The following is a 16,736-nucleotide window of genomic DNA, read 5'->3' on the forward strand; positions in this document are numbered from 1 at the left end:
TACGCGGAGCCTGGCCTGCTTCGTCACCTCCGCCGCCCGGTGCGCGGGCGAAGGTGCCAGCAGGTCTTCGGACTCGGGGATCGGCCGTGCGGGGCGCCTTCCCAGGCGTCCGTGGACGCCCAGTGGCCGTGGCCCCGCCCGTTCCCCCTCACCGCTGCGCGTCAGTTCCGGATTCGCACCGGATTCCCTGGCCCTGGTGTGGGTTGACTGGCGCTCGCAAGCTATCACGCAGGGTCAGGACGGCTGACCGGGCCTCGGCGCGCCGCGGTAGGTGCCGAAGGACCATTTGTTGCCCTCGGGGTCGGCGATCGCGAACTCCCTGCTGCCGTACGGCTGGTCCTCGATCTCGCGGACGATCTCGACCCCGGCGGTGCTGAGCCGCTGGTAGAGGTCGTCCACGTGGTCGGTGACGACATACGCGCCGAAGGTGCCCGGTTCCAGGCACCAGCCCTGGGACTTCTCGTCGTACGAGCCGAGCATGATCGCGCCGCCCTCGGGCCAGTCGAGCTCGGCGTGGGCCACGCGGTCGCCGTCCTCGTAGACGGCGGTGCGCAGGAAGCCGACGGTGCCGACCAGGAAGTCGATCAGGGCGGGGGCGTCGTGGGCCTGGAGCGTCGGCCAGACGTCGGGCGCGCGCCCGGCGGAGGTGGACTGGGGCTGCTGTTGCTTCTCGGTGGTGTTCATGGCTCCTACTCTTCGCCTCCGCCATGGCTCCCGGCTTGGATATTCCGGCACTCTTCGGCCAGCCAGCCGCTGGGGCTGACGCCGGTGTACTGCCGGAAGTCCCGCACCAGGTGGGAGTGGTCGTAGTAGCCGCAGTCGGCGGCGACACGGGCCAGGTCGGGGGCGGCGCCCGCGGCGACGAGGCGTACGACGGCGTCGCGTGCGCGCTGGAAGCGCATCAGGCGGCCCGCCTGCTTGGGGCTCAGGCCCGTCTCGGCGCGGAAGAGCGTGGTCAGGCGGCGTTCGCTGAGCGCGACGTGCCGGGAGAGGCCGTGCAGGGTGCCGACGCCCCGGTGCCGGGCCAGCCAGGCCCAGGCCTCGGCGACCTCGGGGCGTACGGTTCCGCCGGATTCCTCGGCCGCGCGCTGCCTCAAGTAGGCGGACAGGAAGGCGAATCGCTCCTCCCAGCCGCCCTGCTCGCACAGCATCTCCCGTACGTCGGCGGCGCTGCGGCCCATCACCTCAGCGCCGGGCGTCACCAGCTCGTCCGCGAGCTCCGACGCCGGTACGCCGAACAGGGCGCGGGCGGCGAGCGGGTGCACGGCGAGCTGGATGCCCGCCTCGTGCTCGGGCCGCACGACGTAGGCCGGGGACTGGTGCAGGCCGCCCAGGACGATGTCCGTGCGGTCGGCGTCGGGGCCGCCCGCCTGCTCGGGGCTCGCGCCGCTGACGACGGGGCCGTCCAGCGAGAAGATCAGCGTCAGGTACGGGGACGGCAGGCCGCGGTGCAGGCCCGGCCGCTCCCCCTCGGTGCGGTAGCCGACGGCGGACACCACCATGCCGTCGAGCCGCGGAGCGGCCCGCACGAACTCCGGGGAGACGGTCTCCATGCCTTCCAGTATGCGATGGGCGGGCCCGAGAGGCAGGCCCCGAGGCCCGGCGAACGTCCGATGCGGCTACCCGCGCAGATCCGTCCCATGCCCCCTGCGTCCGGTGATGTCGATCATGGGAATCCGCGGTCCGACCTCATACGATGACCCGCCGCTCCGGACGGGGCGCAGACCGCTCTCAGGGGGCACAGAAACATGGCAGTAAAGGCAAAGAGCAAGCTGGCCGTACTCGGCACGGCGGGCGCGCTCACCGCGGCCGTCCTGGCGGGGACGGCGCTCTGGCCCAGCACGGACGCGACGGCCGCGGACGCCTCCGCGCGGAGCACGAGGACCGCGGCCGAGCTGAAGCACTGGCCCGAGCCGGTCGCGAAGAAGCTGGGCAAGGTCATCGCGGAGAACGGCCACAAGGGCGCGTACGCCGTCTTCGACGCGGACAACACGACGTACCGCAACGACCTGGAGGAGTCCCTCCTGCCCTTCCTGGAGATGAAGGGGGTGCTGACCCGCAAGTCGATGGACCCGTCGCTGAAGATCATCCCCTTCAAGGACACGGCGAAGCACAAGGAGAGCCTCTACAGCTACTACAACCGGCTGTGCGAGGTCGACGACCAGGTCTGCTACCCGTGGGCCGCGCAGATCTTCTCCGGCTTCACACTCAAGCAGCTCAAGGGGTACGTCGACGAGCTCCTCGCCCACGACAAGCCGATCCCCGCCGAGTACTACGAGGACGGGAAGCTGACCAGGACCGAGGTCGAGGCGCCGGAGTTCTTCACCGGCATGCAGGAGCTCTACAAGTCTCTGCGCAAGCACGGCATCGAGGTCTACGTGGTGAGCGCGGCCAGCGAGGACCTGGTGCGCATGGTCCTTGCCGACCCCAAGTACGGCTACGCCGTGAAGCCCGAGAACGTCATCGGCGTCGGGCTGCAGCTCAAGGACCGCAAGACGGGCGAGGTCACCAGCTCCCGCAAGGAGATCGCGGAGGGCCGCTTCGACGAGAAGAAGCTGGCGGGGCGTGAGCTGACGCCGAACCTGTGGGCGCCGCTGACCTGGTTCCAGGGCAAGCCCGCGGCCATCAACACGTACATCGACGAGTGGAAGAAGCCCGTCCTGGTGGCCGGCGACACCCCGGCGAGCGACGGCCCGATGCTGTTCCACTCGGCGGACGTGGAGCACGGCGGGGCGCGGGTCTGGGTCAACCGCAAGGACTCGTACATGAAGCAGCTGGACGGCATGAAGCGGAAGAACGCCGACCGGCAGCGGGAGCTGGGCCAGAAGGTGACCGCGGACAAGCGGTGGCTGACGGTGGTCCCGGACGAGATCCGCTAGTCGCCGTCCCGGCCTCCGGCGTCCACGACGCCGGAGGCGATCGCCTCGGTCAGTGCCGCGTGGTCCTGGGCGTTCTGCGCGGCGTAGCGCAGCGCGAAGTCCGCTATCGCACGGTCGAACGTGTCGGAGCCGCCCAGGTAGGCGGCGATGGCTATGCGGTCGCCGGAGCGTGCGTGGGCGCGGGCCAGGGCGGTGCCGCAGAGCCGGGCGTAGGAGCGCAGCTCCGCGGCGGACATGGCCTCGACGTCCGCCGAGCCCTTCATGTCGCGCAACTGGCGCCAGTAGAAGGCGCGGCCCTGGGGGCCCGTCATCCAGCCGAGGAAGATGTCGCTCGCCGCCTGGAGGAGGCGCTGGCCCGCGACGACGCGGTGGCCGGGGTGGACGTACGGTCCCGGCGGCAGGTGCTCCTCAAGGACCGAGCGGACCGCCTCCTTGATCTGGAGGAAGAGCGGGTCGTCGGCGTCGCGTCCGGCGAGGAGCACGATGAAGCAGCGGGTGCCGACGCTGCCCACGCCCACCACTTTCCGCGCCGCGTCCACGAAGTGGTAGCGGTCCAGGAGGAGTCGGCGCTCCTCGGAGAGCGTGGAGCGGTAGTCGCCGAAGATCTTGCGTACGGCCGCGAGGTCCGGGGCGCCCGCCGGTTCCAGGAGCGGCGGGTCGTGGATGATGCGGCGCACCCCGTCCACCTCTTCCGTCAGCTTGCCCAGCGCGTGCAGGCTCGTGCGGCGGCGGGCCCGGTCCAGGGTGTCCGCCGCGCGCTTGCGGTGGCGGGTGGAGCGGACGAGGGACAACAGGTCGTGCGCGTCGATGCGTTCGTACCAGACCTCCAGTTCGCCGAGGCCCGCGAGACGGCGCATCGACGTGCGGTACGCGGCCACCGCGGCGAGGCACGCGTCGCGTCCCCCGTTCTCCGGGTGGCCGTTGTCGCGGGAGGCGACGGCGATGCTCGCTGCCAGGCGTTTGACGTCCCACTCGAAGGGCCCCGGGCAGGTCTCGTCGAAGTCGTTGAGGTCGAAGAGCAGGGTGCGTTCCGGCGAGGCGAACAGGCCGAAGTTCAACAGGTGGGCGTCGCCGCAGAGTTGGACCGTGAGCCCGGTGTTCCACTGGACGGCGAGGTCCCCCGCCATGACGGCGGCGGCCCCCCGCAGGAAGGCGAAGGGCGAGGCCGCCATACGGGCGTACCGGATGGGCAGCAACTCCTGGACGCGGTCCGCGCCCTGCTGTTCGAGGACGGCCACCGGGTCGGCGCGGTCGGCGGAGGGTATCCAGGCCCCGTGCGAGGAGCGGGAGGCACGCTTGCGGGCGGCCTTGCCCTGCTGGGCACGATCGTCCGGAGTGGTCATCGCCCCTCTCCCCTCTCCGTCGGCGGCTCCCGGCAACAGCCTCCCCTCAGGAGCAGCCAATGCCGCCACCGGCGCGTACGCATGCCGGGTACGCCGAACGGGTGAACGGGCCCCGGCGCTTGTGGACCTCAGCTTCCGCCCGCGACCGCCCATGCCGCCACCTTCTTGGCCAGCGCACCGCCCGCCCGGGTCCACGCGAAGTGGTCCAGAGGGCCGCCCGCCTCCTGGGTGGAGTACCGCAGGCGTGTGACGCGGGCAGCGGGCGCCTTGCCGACGAGGTGGTCGAGGGCGGGTGCGGGGGCCCAGGTGTCGCCCTCCACAAAGACCGCGAGGACGGGCAGGCCGAGGGTGCGCAGGGCCGCCTCGTAGTCGTGCGGGGAGCCGGGGGACGAGTAGCGGCCCGTACGTCCCTGGCGTGCCCAGTCGCGCATGACGCCCTTGGGCTGGTTGCCGCCGAAGCCGAGCTTGGTGCCGGGCCACCGGCCGAGCATCGTGGACGTCGCCGCGGCGAGCAGCTGGCCGATGAGCAGCGCGGGTCCGCGCAGGGGGCCGTACGCGCGGAACCAGACGGAGCCGGACGCGACGAGGGCGACTCCGTCGACTCCGGGGCCGATTCCCAACGAGGCGTGTACGAGGGCCAGTTGGCCGCCCATGCTGTGGCCGAGGAGGTACAGCGCGGGCTCCGGGCCCAGTTCGGCGCGTATCGCGTCGACGATCGCGACGAGGTCCTGCTCGACGATCGTGCGGTAGCCGTGGTCGGCGGCGTCCGCGTCCGTGACGCGCGGGGTGCTCTCGCCCTGCCCGCGCATGTCCACGGTCAGGGCGGTGAGCCCCTGCGCGTGCAACTGCCGTGCGAACGCGCGGTAGTAGCGGGCCGGGGTGCCCATGGCGGGCAGGATCAGGACGGCCGGCGCGGGGCCGGGCGAGGTCTCGCCCGCCCGCAGGCCGCGGACGGGAAACCGTGCCCCGTCCGGGAGTTGGGCGGTGACGAGCAGCGGCAGCCCGGCTGCCGGCTCCTGCTGGGCGGGGGCGGTTTCCGGCTGGGTCATGCGGACAGCATGAAGCACGCGTACGGGCGGCGACCCCTCGGGCCCCCACCCGTACGCGTCCGTGCGACGGTTCAGCGGCTGTACCGCATCAGGGCGCGCACCATGTGGCAGGTGATGTCCGACGGCGGGTGGATTCCCACGTCCTCCGCCATGCTCCGGATCCTGGTGTTGCTGGCTTGGTTCGGCAGGTAGACGCCCGAGTCCAGCAGGGCTATCGCCAGGCGCATGGCCTTCAGGCGCCGGTTGTGCGTGATGTACCACTCGCGCGGCCGTCCGGCCGGGAGAGGTCGCTTCTCCAGTGGTGCGTACGTCGGGTCGATGAACACGGGCCGGGAAGCGTTGCGCTTCGACTTCGATGTGAGTGCGGCAGCGGGCACAGGCATCCTCCTGTCGCGGTCAGGAACCCCCGTCGGGAACCCTCGAACACTGCTTCAATTCTACTGCCGGGCACTGACAATCGCCGCTGGCCAGAAGGGCTTTGAGGGGGTGTGACGGGTGGGTCGCGAGGGGGGTCGCGGGTAGCGTGTGCGGCATGGAGATCTGGATCAATCCCGCCTGTTCGAAGTGCCGCGGCGCGCTCACGCTGCTCGACGCGGAGGGCGCCGACTACACCGTCCGCCGCTATCTCGACGACGTGCCGTCCGAGGACGAGATCCGCGCCGTCCTGGAGCGGCTCGGCCTGGAGCCGTGGGACATCACGCGCACCCAGGAGGACGCCGCCAAGGAGCTGAACCTGAAGGACCGCGAGGCCTGGCCGCGCGACGCGTCGGGCCGCGACCGCTGGATCACGGCGCTCGCCGAGCACCCCAAGCTCATCCAGCGGCCCATCATCACCGCCGACGACGGCACGGCGGTGGTGGGACGCACGGAGGAGGCCGTACGGGACGCGCTGTCCCGGTAGCCGCCGAAGGAGAAGCCGGCGACCGCGCGCCGCAGATGGCTGCCGACCGATGAGCCATCTCCGGCAAACCGTTACATATACCTCCATAGCGTTGGGCACTCCACACCCCCGCCGACCGGACGACGGTTCCGGGCAACGGAAAGGAGCGCCCGTGCGGAGCCTGATGTTCAAAGGCGTATACGGCACCATCCTCGCGAGCGCGCTGATCGCGGCGCTGCACTCGGAGCAGCAGACCTACACGCCCTACTACGACGCGGCCTGGATCATGGTCACCGCGGGCACCGCCGCCCTGGCGCACGGATACGCGCACCACATGTCCACGCACCGGCCCGGCTCGGGCCTGCACCGGTGGCGGCAGCTCGCCCGGGAGCTGATGGACGAGTGGCCGGTGGTCGTGGCCTGCTGGCCCACCGTGGGGCTGCTCGTGCTGGCCGGGACCTTCGGCTGGCCCGAGGCGCCCGTCACCTACTCCGCACTGCTCCTGAACGCGGCCCTGCTCCTGGCCTGGGGCACCTTCGCCGCGCTGCGGACGGGCTACCGGCGGCGTTCGGCCGTCCTGCTCGGCATGGCCGACGCGACGATCGGGCTGCTCATAGCGGCGGCCAACGCCGTCATCAAATGACGCGGGACGTGAAGTGGGCCACATCCACCGCAGGTAACACGGGGTTCACATTCGAGCAATGGCCGGGAAATCGCCCGTTGGCAAGCTGCGCGGCATCACCACGGCACCGCAGCACCCGCACGTTCTGCGCCGTACCGAGCATTTAAAGGATGGCCCCGTGACCTTCAAGGCTGAGTACATCTGGATCGACGGCACCGAGCCGACCGCCAAGCTCCGTTCGAAGACGAAGATCATGGCGGACGGCGCGGAGCTCCCCAACTGGGGCTTCGACGGATCCAGCACCAACCAGGCCAAGGGTCACGCATCCGACCGCGTGCTCAAGCCGGTCTTCACCTGCCCCGACCCGATCCGCGGCGGCGACGACGTCCTCGTCATGTGCGAGGTCCTCAACACGGACATGACGCCGCACGAGACCAACACCCGTGCCGCGCTCGCCGAGCTCGAGGAGCGGTTCGCCTCGCAGGAGCCGATCTTCGGCATCGAGCAGGAGTACACCTTCTTCGAGGGCGACCGCCCGCTCGGCTTCCCCGTCGGCGGCTTCCCGGCCGCGCAGGGCGGCTACTACTGCGGCGTCGGCGCGGACGAGATCTTCGGCCGTGACGTCGTCGAGGCGCACCTGGAGAACTGCCTCAAGGCGGGCCTGGGGATCTCCGGCATCAACGCCGAGGTCATGCCAGGACAGTGGGAGTTCCAGGTCGGCCCGCTCGCGCCGCTCGAGGTCTCCGACCAGCTGTGGATCGCCCGTTGGCTGCTCTACCGCACCGCCGAGGACTTCAAGGTGTCGGCCACGCTCGACCCGAAGCCGGTGAAGGGCGACTGGAACGGCGCGGGCGCGCACACGAACTTCTCCACGAAGGCGATGCGCGAGGGCTACGCCCCGATCATCACCGCCTGCGAGTCCCTCGGCGAGGGCTCGAAGCCGCTCGACCACGTCAAGAACTACGGCGCAGGCATCGACGACCGCCTGACCGGCCTGCACGAGACCGCCCCGTGGGACGAGTACAAGTACGGCGTCTCCGACCGCGGCGCGTCCGTCCGCATCCCGTGGCAGGTCGAGGTGGAGCAGAAGGGCTACATCGAGGACCGCCGCCCGAACGCGAACGTCGACCCGTACGTCGTGACGCGGCTGCTCGTCGACACCTGCTGCACCGCCCTGGAGAAGGCCGGCCAGGTCTGACCCGCCCCTGTGTACGTTCCTGAAGGGGGCGCCCGCCGATTCGGTGGGCGCCCCCTTCGGCATGGCGGTCCTCAGGGGCCAATTCACGCCAAGGGTTCACCAAGGAGCCGTATCAGCGTGCGAGAGGGAACGACCGCCGCCCCTCCCATCTGCTTCAATGGGGTCATGGGCAGCTACGGGAACATCGCGACGGGTCGTGACCACGACCTCGAGCCGTTCTGGCCTTCCCGTCAGCACCACGACTTCGACCGGGTGTGTTGCCGCGCGAGTAACGCGCAGGCCCGCTAAAGCCGTTCACCCGGCCTTCGCCTGACGCGCACGACGTACGTACGTCCTCGACGACTGACGACTCCCTCGCGCGAAAGAGCTGACCTCCATGGCGAACTCCCGTTCCTTCTCGGCGTCCACCGCTTCCACCGCCACCGCCACGCCCCTGACCAGCCCCGCCCGGGGACGGCTGCGGGCCGTCGCCCCGGACGAGGTGGTGCAGATCACCGACTTCCTGCCGCCGGGCGCGACCTGGCTGCCCGCGCCCCAGCACACGCTGCCCACGCTGCCGGGCCAGCCGCCGATGATCGGCTACCTGGTCCTCGTACCGGCCGGGCAGGACCCTGTGGCCGCAACCGCCGAGCCCGAACCGCTGAAGCCGGCCGGGCAGGCGCGCGGCCAGGAGCAGACGTCCGCGGGGCCCGTGCGGATCGACACCGTGCAGCGCGCGGCGCAGGTCGACGGCCGCGGGCTCGACCTCACCTACCTGGAGTTCGAGCTGCTCGCGCATCTCGTCGCCCATCCCCACCGGGTGCACACGCGCGACCAGTTGGTGACCACGGTGTGGGGGTACGGACACGTGGGCGACGGGCGCACCGTCGACGTCCACATCGCGCGGCTGCGGCGCAAGCTGGGCGCCGAGCACCGCCAGACGATCCAGACGGTGCGGCGCGTCGGCTACAAGTACGCGCCGCCGACCAGCCGCTGACCTCCTGGTTCCCGGGTGGGGCCGGAGTCTGCCGGTAGCAGAAACCGGTTCCCCCCGCGGGGCGCGGCGTGCAGAGTCTCCGGCATGAGACTTCTGATGCTGGGTGGTACGGAATTCGTGGGGCGGGCCGTCGTCGATGCCGCGCTGGCGCGTGGCTGGGAAGTGACGGTCTTCCATCGCGGGCGCCACGAGGCACCCGCAGGTGTTGCGTCGCTGCTCGGTGACCGTACGGCGGAGGGCGGCCTGGACGCGCTCGCCGCCTCCGACGCCGAGTGGGACGTGGTGGTCGACACGTGGTCGGGGGCGCCGCGCGTCGTGCGGGAGGCGGCGCGGCTGCTCGCGGGGCGTGCGGGGCGGTACGTGTATGTGTCGAGCGGCTCGGTGTACCGGTATCCGGTGGCGGCGGGGTCGGTCGAGAGCTTCCCCCTCGTCGAGGGCGATGCCGACGCGGATTCGGTGGCGTACGCCGAGGACAAGCGGGGCGGGGAGCTCGCGGCGGTCGCGGAGTTCGGCGCCGAGCGCACGGTGCTCGCCCGCGCGGGGCTGATCCTCGGTCCGTACGAGAACATCGGGCGGCTGCCGTGGTGGCTGAACCGGGTCGCGCGGGGCGGTCCCGTACTGGCCCCGGGGCCACGGGAGTTGGGCCTTCAGTACATCGACGCGCGGGACCTCGCCGAGTGGGTGCTCGACGCGGCCTTCGCGGGTCTGCACGGCCCGTACAACATCATCTCCCCCATCGCGCACACCACGATGGAGGAGTTCTTGGAGGCGTGCGTGGCCGTGGCGGGCGCGGCCGACGTGGAGCTGCGCTGGACCGACCCCTCGGTGGTCGCCGAGCACGCCATCGAGCCGTGGATGGAGCTTCCCGTGTGGCTTCCGCCGGGCGAGATGCACGACTCCATGCACCGCACCTCGACGGAGAAGGCGGTGGCCGCGGGGCTCCGGGCGCGCCCGGTGGCGGACACGGTCGCGGACACGTGGGCCTGGCTCCAGTCGATCGGCGGGGTGGCCCCGCAGCGCCCCGACCGCCCGGTGGTGGGCCTGGCTCCCGAGAAGGAAGCGAAGGCGCTGGGCCTGTAACGGGGGAACGGGGCCGTGGCCCGGCTGGGGTTGCCAGCCGGGCCACGGCCCCGCAAGGGGCGCGGGAAACTGCGCGGCCGGCCCCCACCGGCCCGCGGCTACATCACCGCACGTCCCAACCGGGCTGCGACACCGCGGCCGCCGGAACCGGCCGGGGGTCGGACAGCTCAGCTGCCACAGGCTCCCCGTGCGAGACCCGCGGCAGCCACGAAAGCCCGCGCGGCGTACGCCAGTTCCGCTCGCCCAGGAGCGTCATCAGGGACGGCAGCAGCACCATCCGTACGACCGTGGCGTCCAGCAGGACCGCCACGCCCAGGCCCACGCCCATCTGCTGCATGTCCTGCATGGACAGCGTGCCGAAGACCGCGAAGACCGCCACCATGATCACGGCCGCGCCCGTCACCGCGCCCGCGGTCCGCGTGATGCCCTCGCGGATCGCCGCACGGTTGTCCAGGCCCCGGTCGCGCGCCTCGCTGATCCGCGAGACCACGAACACGTGGTAGTCCATCGACAGGCCGAAGAGGACCACGAGGACGAACAGCGGCATCCAGTTCTCGATCGCCCCCACCTGCTCCGAGCCGATCAGCTCCGCGCCCCAGCCGTGCTGGAAGACCGCGGTCATCACGCCGTAGGCCGCGCCCACCGACAGGAGGTTGAGGCCGATGGACGTCACCGCGATCACCACCGAGCGGAAGCTGAAGAGCATCAGCAGGAACGTCACCGCCGCGATGAAGGCGAACACCGGCACGATGCCCTTGCTCAGCTGGGCGCTGAAGTCCTCGGACTCGGCGAGGTCTCCGCCGACGTACGCAGCGGCGTCCAGCCCCTCGAAGGCCGCGGGGACCACGTCGTCCCGGAGCTCGCCGAGCGCCTTCTTCGACTTCGCGTCACTGCCGTCGCCGGGCAGCGGTACGTCGATCTCGGCCACGCCCGCGTCCTTGTGGACGGTGAGTTCGGCGCCCTTGCCCGCGTCCCGCACCACCGCGGCCAGCGCGTCCCGCATCTCCTTCGAGCCGATGTCACCCGCGTCGTCCGCCTCGACGACCACCCGGGCCGGCGCGGGGCCGCCCGGAAACTCCTGGGTGATCTCGCGGAAGGAGACCGACAGCGGCGCGTCCGAGCCGAACTGCTTCTCCAGGCCCAGCTGTTCGGTCTTCATGCCGAGCGCGGGCGCGGCGAGCGCCAGGAGCAGGACCGCGGCGCCCACGGCGAAGAACTTCGGCTTGGCCAGAACGGGGCCGAGCAGCTTGTCCGCGATGCCGCCACTGGCGTGCGCGCCCTTGTTGTTCTTGTTGTTCTTGCGGTTCAGGAACGGGATGCGCCCCGCGTTGATCCGGTCGCCCAGGGCGGAGAGCAGCGCGGGAAGCACCGTCACCGAGCCCAGCATCGCCACGCAGACCACCAGGATCGTGGCGACCGCGAAGCCCTTGAAGAGCAGCAGCCCGGACAGGAACATGCCCGCCATCGCGACCATCACCGTCAGGCCGGAGACCAGCACGGCCCGCCCGCTGGTGGCCGCCGCGATCCGCAGCGCGGTCTCCGCGTCGCGTCCCGCGGCCCGCTCGTCGCGCTCGCGCCGCAGGTAGAACAGGCAGTAGTCGACGCCGACCGCGAGCCCCATCAGGAACATCACCGAGTAGGTCGTCTCGAAGAGGTGCAGCTGGTGACTGGCGAGCGAGAGCAGGCCGAAGGCCGCCACGCACGCGGTCAGCGCGAGCCCGACCGGGAGCAGCGCCGCGACCACGGCCCCGAAGGCGACCAGGAGAATGCCGAGGGCCAGCGGCACCGCGGTGAACTCGGCCCTGGTGAGGTCGTCGGCGAGCAGGTCGCCGAGGTGCTTCTCGGAGCTCGCGTCGCCGAACTGGTAGACGGAGATGCCCTTCTCGGCGCCCGCGTCCTTCGCCTTCTGCACCGCGTCGAGCACCGGCTGGACCCGGTCGGGCGCGTCGTCGGACGAGCCCTTCATCTCGAAGCGGAGCAGCGCGTCCCTGCCGTCCTCGGAGGGCAGCGGCGCCTGCATCGCGCGGGTCTCGCCGGTCGCCGTCAGCGCCTTGGAGAGGTCGCTCGCCGCGCCCCGCCAGCCGCTCGGCGACTCGGAGCTGACCATGACGAGCTCGCCCGCGGGCTCTTCGACGCCCGCGTCCTTCAGGATCGCCGCGGCCCGGCCCGAGTCGCCGACCCCCATCTCGTCGTCGGACGCGGTGACCATGCCCGAGGCCCCGCCGATGGTCGTGGCGAGCACGACGAAGAGCAGCCAGCCGAGGATGGCCGTCTTGCGGTGGTGTGCGCTCCACACCCCGAGTCGTGCCGCGAGGTTTGGCCTCATGGCGTTTTCGCCCCCATAAGTAAGCAACGGATAAGCCGGTTGATGACGGGGACAACGCTAGAAATCCCGGGCCCTGCCACCCAGCCGCCGAAGCCCCCACTGTCTGAAGCACAGGGCCAGGCAGGGGGGTGTCGTCAGGTACACCCCCGCTCGGGTGCCGGGCCCAATGACCGGCGCCCGCACCAGCGGCGAGAATGTGTTCATGCCGCTGGAAGAGATGGGGATCAGAAAATGACGAGGGTCCGAGAATCCGTGGTCGCGGGAGCCCGGGGGCTCTTCCTGTCGGTCATCATGCTCGCCGGTTCGATCACCCTCTTCGTGCTGTCGGTCCTGTCCATCGCCTTCATCACGCTGGGGATCGGCGTCTTCACGACTCCGCTGGTGCTGACCGGCGTACGCAAGTGGGCGGACCTGCGCCGCGCCCAGGCCGGCGCGTGGTCGGACGTACACATCCCGCGTCCCTACCGCCCCTTCCCCGCGGACCTGCGCAGTGGCGTCACCGGGCAGGTGGAGCGCACCTCGCTGATGCTGAAGGACCCGGCGACCTGGCGGGATCTGCAATGGCTCCTCGTCGACATGACCGCCGGCTACGTGACGGTGATCTTCGCGCCGGCGCTGCTGCTCTACCCGCTGTACGGCTACGTCCTCGCCCTCGGCGTCTGGAAGCCGATCTACGAGGCGGGCGGCGGCGAATGGTACGGCTTCATCCACGTCACCTCGCAGAGCGACGCCAACATGGCCGCCCTGCTCGGCACCGCGCTCGGCGTCATCGGCGTCTTCGCCAGCCCCGCCATCCTCCGCGCCCACTTCCTCCTGACCCGGTCGCTGCTCGCGCCCACCGTCTCCATGCGGGAGCGCGAACTGGCCCGGCGCGTCGACCGGTTGACCGAGACCCGGCACGACGCCGTGGACTCCTCCGCCGCCGAACTGCGCCGCATCGAGCGGGACCTGCACGACGGCGCGCAGGCCCGCCTGGTCGCGATGGGCATGGACCTCGGCACCATCGAGGCGATGATCGAGAAGAACCCGGCCAAGGCCAAGGAAATGATCGCCAAGGCCCGGCAGAACTCCGGCGAGGCGCTGACCGAGCTGCGCGACCTGGTGCGCGGCATCCACCCGCCGGTGCTCGCCGAGCGCGGCCTGGGCGACGCGGTCAAGGCCCTCGCGCTGCGGCTTCCGGTGCGGACGGACGTGGACGTGGAGCTGTTCGGGCGGGCCGACGAGCCCGTGGAGGCGGCCGCGTACTTCGCGGTCAGCGAGGCCCTGACGAACACCATCAAGCACGCGGGCGCGGACCACGTCTGGGTGGACATCCACCACGCGCAGGGCATGCTGCGCATCGCGGTCACCGACAACGGCAAGGGCGGCGCGTCGATCGGGGCGGGGTCCGGGCTGAGCGGGATCGAACGCCGACTCGGTACATTCGACGGCGTACTGGCCGTCAGCAGTCCCGCGGGCGGCCCGACCATGGTGACCATGGAGATCCCTTGCGAGTTGTCCTAGCCGAAGATCTCTTCCTGCTGCGTGACGGTCTGGTCCGGATGCTGGAGGCATTCGACTTCGAGATCGCCGCCGCTGTCGAGACCGGGCCCGAGCTCACCAAGGCCCTGGCCGAGTTGGAGCCGGACGTCGCGGTCGTCGACGTCCGGCTTCCGCCGTCCCACACGGACGAGGGACTGCAGTGCGCGCTCGCCGCGCGGCGGGCGCGGCCGGGTCTTCCCGTACTCGTGCTCTCCCAGCACGTGGAGCAGCTGTACGCGCGCGAGCTGCTCGCCGACGGGAACGGCGGGGTCGGCTATCTCCTCAAGGACCGGGTCTTCGACGCCGAACAGTTCATCGACGCCGTACGCCGGGTCGCGGCGGGCGGCACCGCGATGGACCCGCAGGTGATCCAGCAGCTCCTGTCGCGGCGCTCGGCGGACCAGCCCCTTGGCAAGCTCACGCCGCGCGAGCGCGAGGTGCTCGAACTCATGGCGCAGGGACGGTCGAACGCGGCGATCGCGGCGGAGCTCGTGGTGACGGAGCGGGCGATCGCCAAGCACACGTCCAACATCTTCGGGAAACTGGACCTTTCGGTCTCGGACGACGACAACCGGCGGGTTCTCGCCGTGCTCGCCTATCTGGATCAAGGACGTTGAGAAGATCGCGCGGAGTTCACCGCGGGGATTGTCGAGGAATTCCGCGCGTGATTGAACAGGGCTGACCCCTGTTGCGTACGTAGTCCCATGGGACGCACACCACGACGCACATCACGAAAACGATCAAAACTCGCCGGGCGCGCGATCGCCGCCTCGGCGGCGCTAATCCTGGGCGGCGGCGGAATGGTCGCGGTGAATGTCTACGCGAACGCCGGGGAAAGCTCCGGTTCGCCGTCCGCCAGGACCCAGGCCGGCCGGCCGGGCGACGATCTGGGCCTCGCGACCATCAGCTGCCCGGACGTCGGCACCCAGCTGTCGGACGTGCCGGACGGCGCCCGCGAGGACGTCGACCGACAGCTCGCGGAGCTGGACACCCAGATCACCGCCGCGTACGAGAAGTTCGCCCGGGCACAGGACACCGAGCAGGCCAAGGCCGTGCTCGAACCGCTGGAGGAGCAGCGGCGGCCGACCATCGAGGGCATCGGCTCCTCGATCGACCGGGCGGGCGGCCAGCCGCCCCAGGGGATCGACGGCATGGCGCCGTGCACCATGCGCGCCGACGACTCGGCCGGTCAGCAGCAGCCCCCGCAGAACGGCGACGGTGACGGCGGCCAGCAGCCTCCGCAGGACGGTGAGCAGCCGCCCGGTGACGGGGACGGTGGCGAGCAGCCGCCCGGCGACGGTGACGAGCAGCCGCCGGACCAGCAGAACGGCAACGGCCCCGAGGCCGCCGACTTCGTCGACATCAACTCCGTCCAGCCCAACGTCAACCGCCCCGGCAAACAGCGCGGTGCGTCACGCGGCACCTTCACCACGAAATGCGGGACGAACGAGAACGGCAAGTTCAACCCGGACAATGTCATCGCCGCGCCCGGTGTGAGCAATGGCGCTCACCATATGCACGATTACATCGGGAACCAGGCCACGGACGCCTTCTCCAGCGACGACGATCTCGCGAACGGCGACACGACGTGCCGGAACCAGGGTGACAAGTCGACCTATTACTGGCCGGTCCTGAGGCTGCAGAACGGACAGGACGAGGCCGACGCGGACGCGGACGGCGGCGGCAAGGACCAGAATGTCGGCGAGATCCAGACCCCGTCGTCGGTGACGCTGAAATTCGCCGGCAATCCGACGAGCAAGGTCGTCGCGATGCCGCGTTTCCTGCGCATCATCACCGGTGACGCCAAGGCACTCACCAATGGTGACGCGAACGCCAACGCGTCCTGGAGCTGCACCGGCTTCGAGGACCGGCAGCTGAAGGACAAGTACCCGATCTGCCCCGAGGGCAGCCAGGTCGTACGGACCTTCAACTTCCAGAGCTGCTGGGACGGCCAGAACACCGACAGCGCCAATCACCGTACGCACGTGGCCTTCGCCGACGCGCGGAGCGGCGCCTGCCCGCAGGGGTTCAAGGCCATTCCGCAGCTGGTGCAGCGCATCGTGTACGACGTGCCGCCCGGCCCCGGATTCGCCGTCGACTCGTTCCCCGAGCAGCTGCACAAACCGATCACCGACCACGGTGACTTCATCAACGTCTTCGACGAGAGGCTGATGAACCGCATGGCCAAGTGCATCAACAGCGGTCAGCGCTGCAACTGAGCCGAGCCGATCGGCCTCCGAACTGATCGGCCCAGTACGCAACCCGAACGCAGGCTGACCCCCCGTACCGCTGCGCGGTCAGCTCGTGTGGTGACCGGAGTGGCCCGAGTGCCCCGGGCTCTTGTCCTCGTGATCCCCACCACCGCTACTCCCCGAGTGGTGCGAGGACTTCTCCACCGTCCCACCGAGCAGGCCGCGCAGCCGCATGACCACTTTCTCCTCGCCGACCGCGATCCACTTCTTGCCGATGAGGTACGTGCCGCCGTAATCGGTGGCCTCGTCGAACCATTCGGCCTGGCCACGGGCATTTGTAAAGGTTACTAGGACGTAGCGGCGGGCACCTTTGTCACAGGTGGCCTGCCGCAATTCGGCCGCATCCGTCTGGATGTCCGGCTTGCATCGCGCCTTGGCCGCCAGCTGCTCCAGGCTGCCGCTCGCCGTGTCCGGCACCGCGTCGTCGCCGTCCGAGCCGCACGCCACCACCATCAGCAGCAGTCCCACACCCATGCCCGTACGCATGCGCCTGCGCATGCCCCTGCTCGCGCCCGCAAGCGTCCTTCGCGCTGCCTTCATCGTCCCACCAGTCCCTTCAGGCGAGGTGAACTCGCCATCTCCGCATGCACCGTTGAGCGCGGGCTTCCGC

Annotated in this window: 16 protein-coding genes and 1 riboswitch; of the genes, 9 read left to right on the top strand and 7 right to left on the bottom strand. The window is 70.7% G+C overall.

All coding sequences use genetic code 11. The features are described from left to right. Positions 1 to 40 precede the first annotated feature (40 nt). Positions 41 to 227: riboswitch (cobalamin riboswitch) on the bottom strand. Between the two features lie 7 nt (positions 228 to 234). Beyond that, positions 235 to 684: a VOC family protein gene (locus ACIGXX_RS11195; RefSeq protein WP_366462937.1), complete on the bottom strand. Its 450-nt coding sequence runs from the start codon at positions 682 to 684 to the stop codon at positions 235 to 237. Between the two features lie 5 nt (positions 685 to 689). Continuing rightward, positions 690 to 1,553, bottom strand: coding sequence for a helix-turn-helix domain-containing protein (locus ACIGXX_RS11200; RefSeq protein WP_361470575.1), 864 nt, complete (start codon positions 1,551 to 1,553; stop codon positions 690 to 692). A 195-nt stretch (positions 1,554 to 1,748) separates the two neighbouring features. Between ACIGXX_RS11200 and ACIGXX_RS11205 the strand changes: the two genes are divergently transcribed. Beyond that, positions 1,749 to 2,879 carry a haloacid dehalogenase-like hydrolase gene (locus ACIGXX_RS11205; protein WP_383827213.1) on the top strand — a complete coding sequence of 377 codons (1,131 nt, stop codon included), beginning with the start codon at positions 1,749 to 1,751 and terminating at the stop codon, positions 2,877 to 2,879. On the opposite strand, the gene ACIGXX_RS11210 is transcribed toward ACIGXX_RS11205, so the two are convergent. From ACIGXX_RS11210 to ACIGXX_RS11220, 3 genes are all read right to left on the bottom strand, one after another. Next, complete coding sequence (locus ACIGXX_RS11210) at positions 2,876 to 4,222, bottom strand: DUF2252 domain-containing protein (protein WP_399974771.1); 1,347 nt, start codon at positions 4,220 to 4,222, stop codon at positions 2,876 to 2,878. The genes ACIGXX_RS11205 and ACIGXX_RS11210 overlap by 4 nt on opposite strands. Positions 4,223 to 4,350: 128 nt before the next feature. After that, the gene (locus ACIGXX_RS11215; protein ID WP_399974774.1) at positions 4,351 to 5,271 is read right to left on the bottom strand and encodes an alpha/beta fold hydrolase; all 921 of its coding nucleotides are present in this window, start codon (positions 5,269 to 5,271) and stop codon (positions 4,351 to 4,353) included. 71 nt (positions 5,272 to 5,342) lie between these two features. Further along, positions 5,343 to 5,648 (bottom strand): hypothetical protein, encoded by a 306-nt coding sequence (locus ACIGXX_RS11220; RefSeq protein ID WP_351159603.1) that lies wholly within the window; start codon positions 5,646 to 5,648, stop codon positions 5,343 to 5,345. Positions 5,649 to 5,803: 155 nt separating this feature from the next. Between ACIGXX_RS11220 and ACIGXX_RS11225 the strand changes: the two genes are divergently transcribed. From ACIGXX_RS11225 to ACIGXX_RS11245, 5 genes are all read left to right on the top strand, one after another. Continuing rightward, on the top strand, positions 5,804 to 6,172 hold the full coding sequence (locus ACIGXX_RS11225) for an arsenate reductase family protein (RefSeq protein ID WP_361470583.1): 369 nt from the start codon (positions 5,804 to 5,806) through the stop codon (positions 6,170 to 6,172). 151 nt (positions 6,173 to 6,323) lie between these two features. Further along, complete coding sequence (locus ACIGXX_RS11230; RefSeq protein ID WP_366462941.1) at positions 6,324 to 6,794, top strand: hypothetical protein; 471 nt, start codon at positions 6,324 to 6,326, stop codon at positions 6,792 to 6,794. A 157-nt stretch (positions 6,795 to 6,951) separates the two neighbouring features. Further along, on the top strand, positions 6,952 to 7,971 hold the full coding sequence (glnII, locus tag ACIGXX_RS11235) for a glutamine synthetase (protein WP_351159612.1): 1,020 nt from the start codon (positions 6,952 to 6,954) through the stop codon (positions 7,969 to 7,971). A gap of 376 nt (positions 7,972 to 8,347) precedes the next feature. Then, positions 8,348 to 8,947 (top strand): winged helix-turn-helix domain-containing protein, encoded by a 600-nt coding sequence (locus tag ACIGXX_RS11240; RefSeq protein WP_351159614.1) that lies wholly within the window; start codon positions 8,348 to 8,350, stop codon positions 8,945 to 8,947. An 84-nt stretch (positions 8,948 to 9,031) separates the two neighbouring features. Further along, positions 9,032 to 10,027, top strand: a complete 996-nt coding sequence (locus ACIGXX_RS11245) for an NAD-dependent epimerase/dehydratase family protein (protein ID WP_351159616.1) — start codon at positions 9,032 to 9,034, stop codon at positions 10,025 to 10,027. Between the two features lie 103 nt (positions 10,028 to 10,130). Here ACIGXX_RS11245 and ACIGXX_RS11250 read toward each other — a convergent pair whose 3' ends face one another. Beyond that, positions 10,131 to 12,353 carry an MMPL family transporter gene (locus tag ACIGXX_RS11250; protein WP_366462674.1) on the bottom strand — a complete coding sequence of 741 codons (2,223 nt, stop codon included), beginning with the start codon at positions 12,351 to 12,353 and terminating at the stop codon, positions 10,131 to 10,133. A 231-nt stretch (positions 12,354 to 12,584) separates the two neighbouring features. On the opposite strand from ACIGXX_RS11250, the gene ACIGXX_RS11255 reads away from it, so the two are divergent. From ACIGXX_RS11255 to ACIGXX_RS11265, 3 genes are all read left to right on the top strand, one after another. Further along, entirely contained in the window at positions 12,585 to 13,856 is a 1,272-nt protein-coding gene (locus ACIGXX_RS11255) for a sensor domain-containing protein (protein WP_351159620.1), read from the top strand. After that, the gene (locus ACIGXX_RS11260) at positions 13,841 to 14,491 is read left to right on the top strand and encodes a response regulator transcription factor (protein WP_351159622.1); all 651 of its coding nucleotides are present in this window, start codon (positions 13,841 to 13,843) and stop codon (positions 14,489 to 14,491) included. Before ACIGXX_RS11255 ends, ACIGXX_RS11260 begins: the two co-directional genes overlap by 16 nt. An 87-nt stretch (positions 14,492 to 14,578) precedes the next feature. Continuing rightward, a complete protein-coding gene (locus ACIGXX_RS11265) occupies positions 14,579 to 16,093 on the top strand; it encodes a DUF1996 domain-containing protein (protein ID WP_399974783.1) in 1,515 nt (504 codons plus the stop codon). Positions 16,094 to 16,171: 78 nt separating this feature from the next. Here ACIGXX_RS11265 and ACIGXX_RS11270 read toward each other — a convergent pair whose 3' ends face one another. Then, complete coding sequence (locus ACIGXX_RS11270; RefSeq protein WP_399975196.1) at positions 16,172 to 16,624, bottom strand: hypothetical protein; 453 nt, start codon at positions 16,622 to 16,624, stop codon at positions 16,172 to 16,174. Between the last annotated feature and the right edge of the window lie 112 nt (positions 16,625 to 16,736).

The organism is Streptomyces sp. NPDC055243 (genome assembly GCF_044544025.1).
GTDB lineage: Bacteria > Actinomycetota > Actinomycetes > Streptomycetales > Streptomycetaceae > Streptomyces.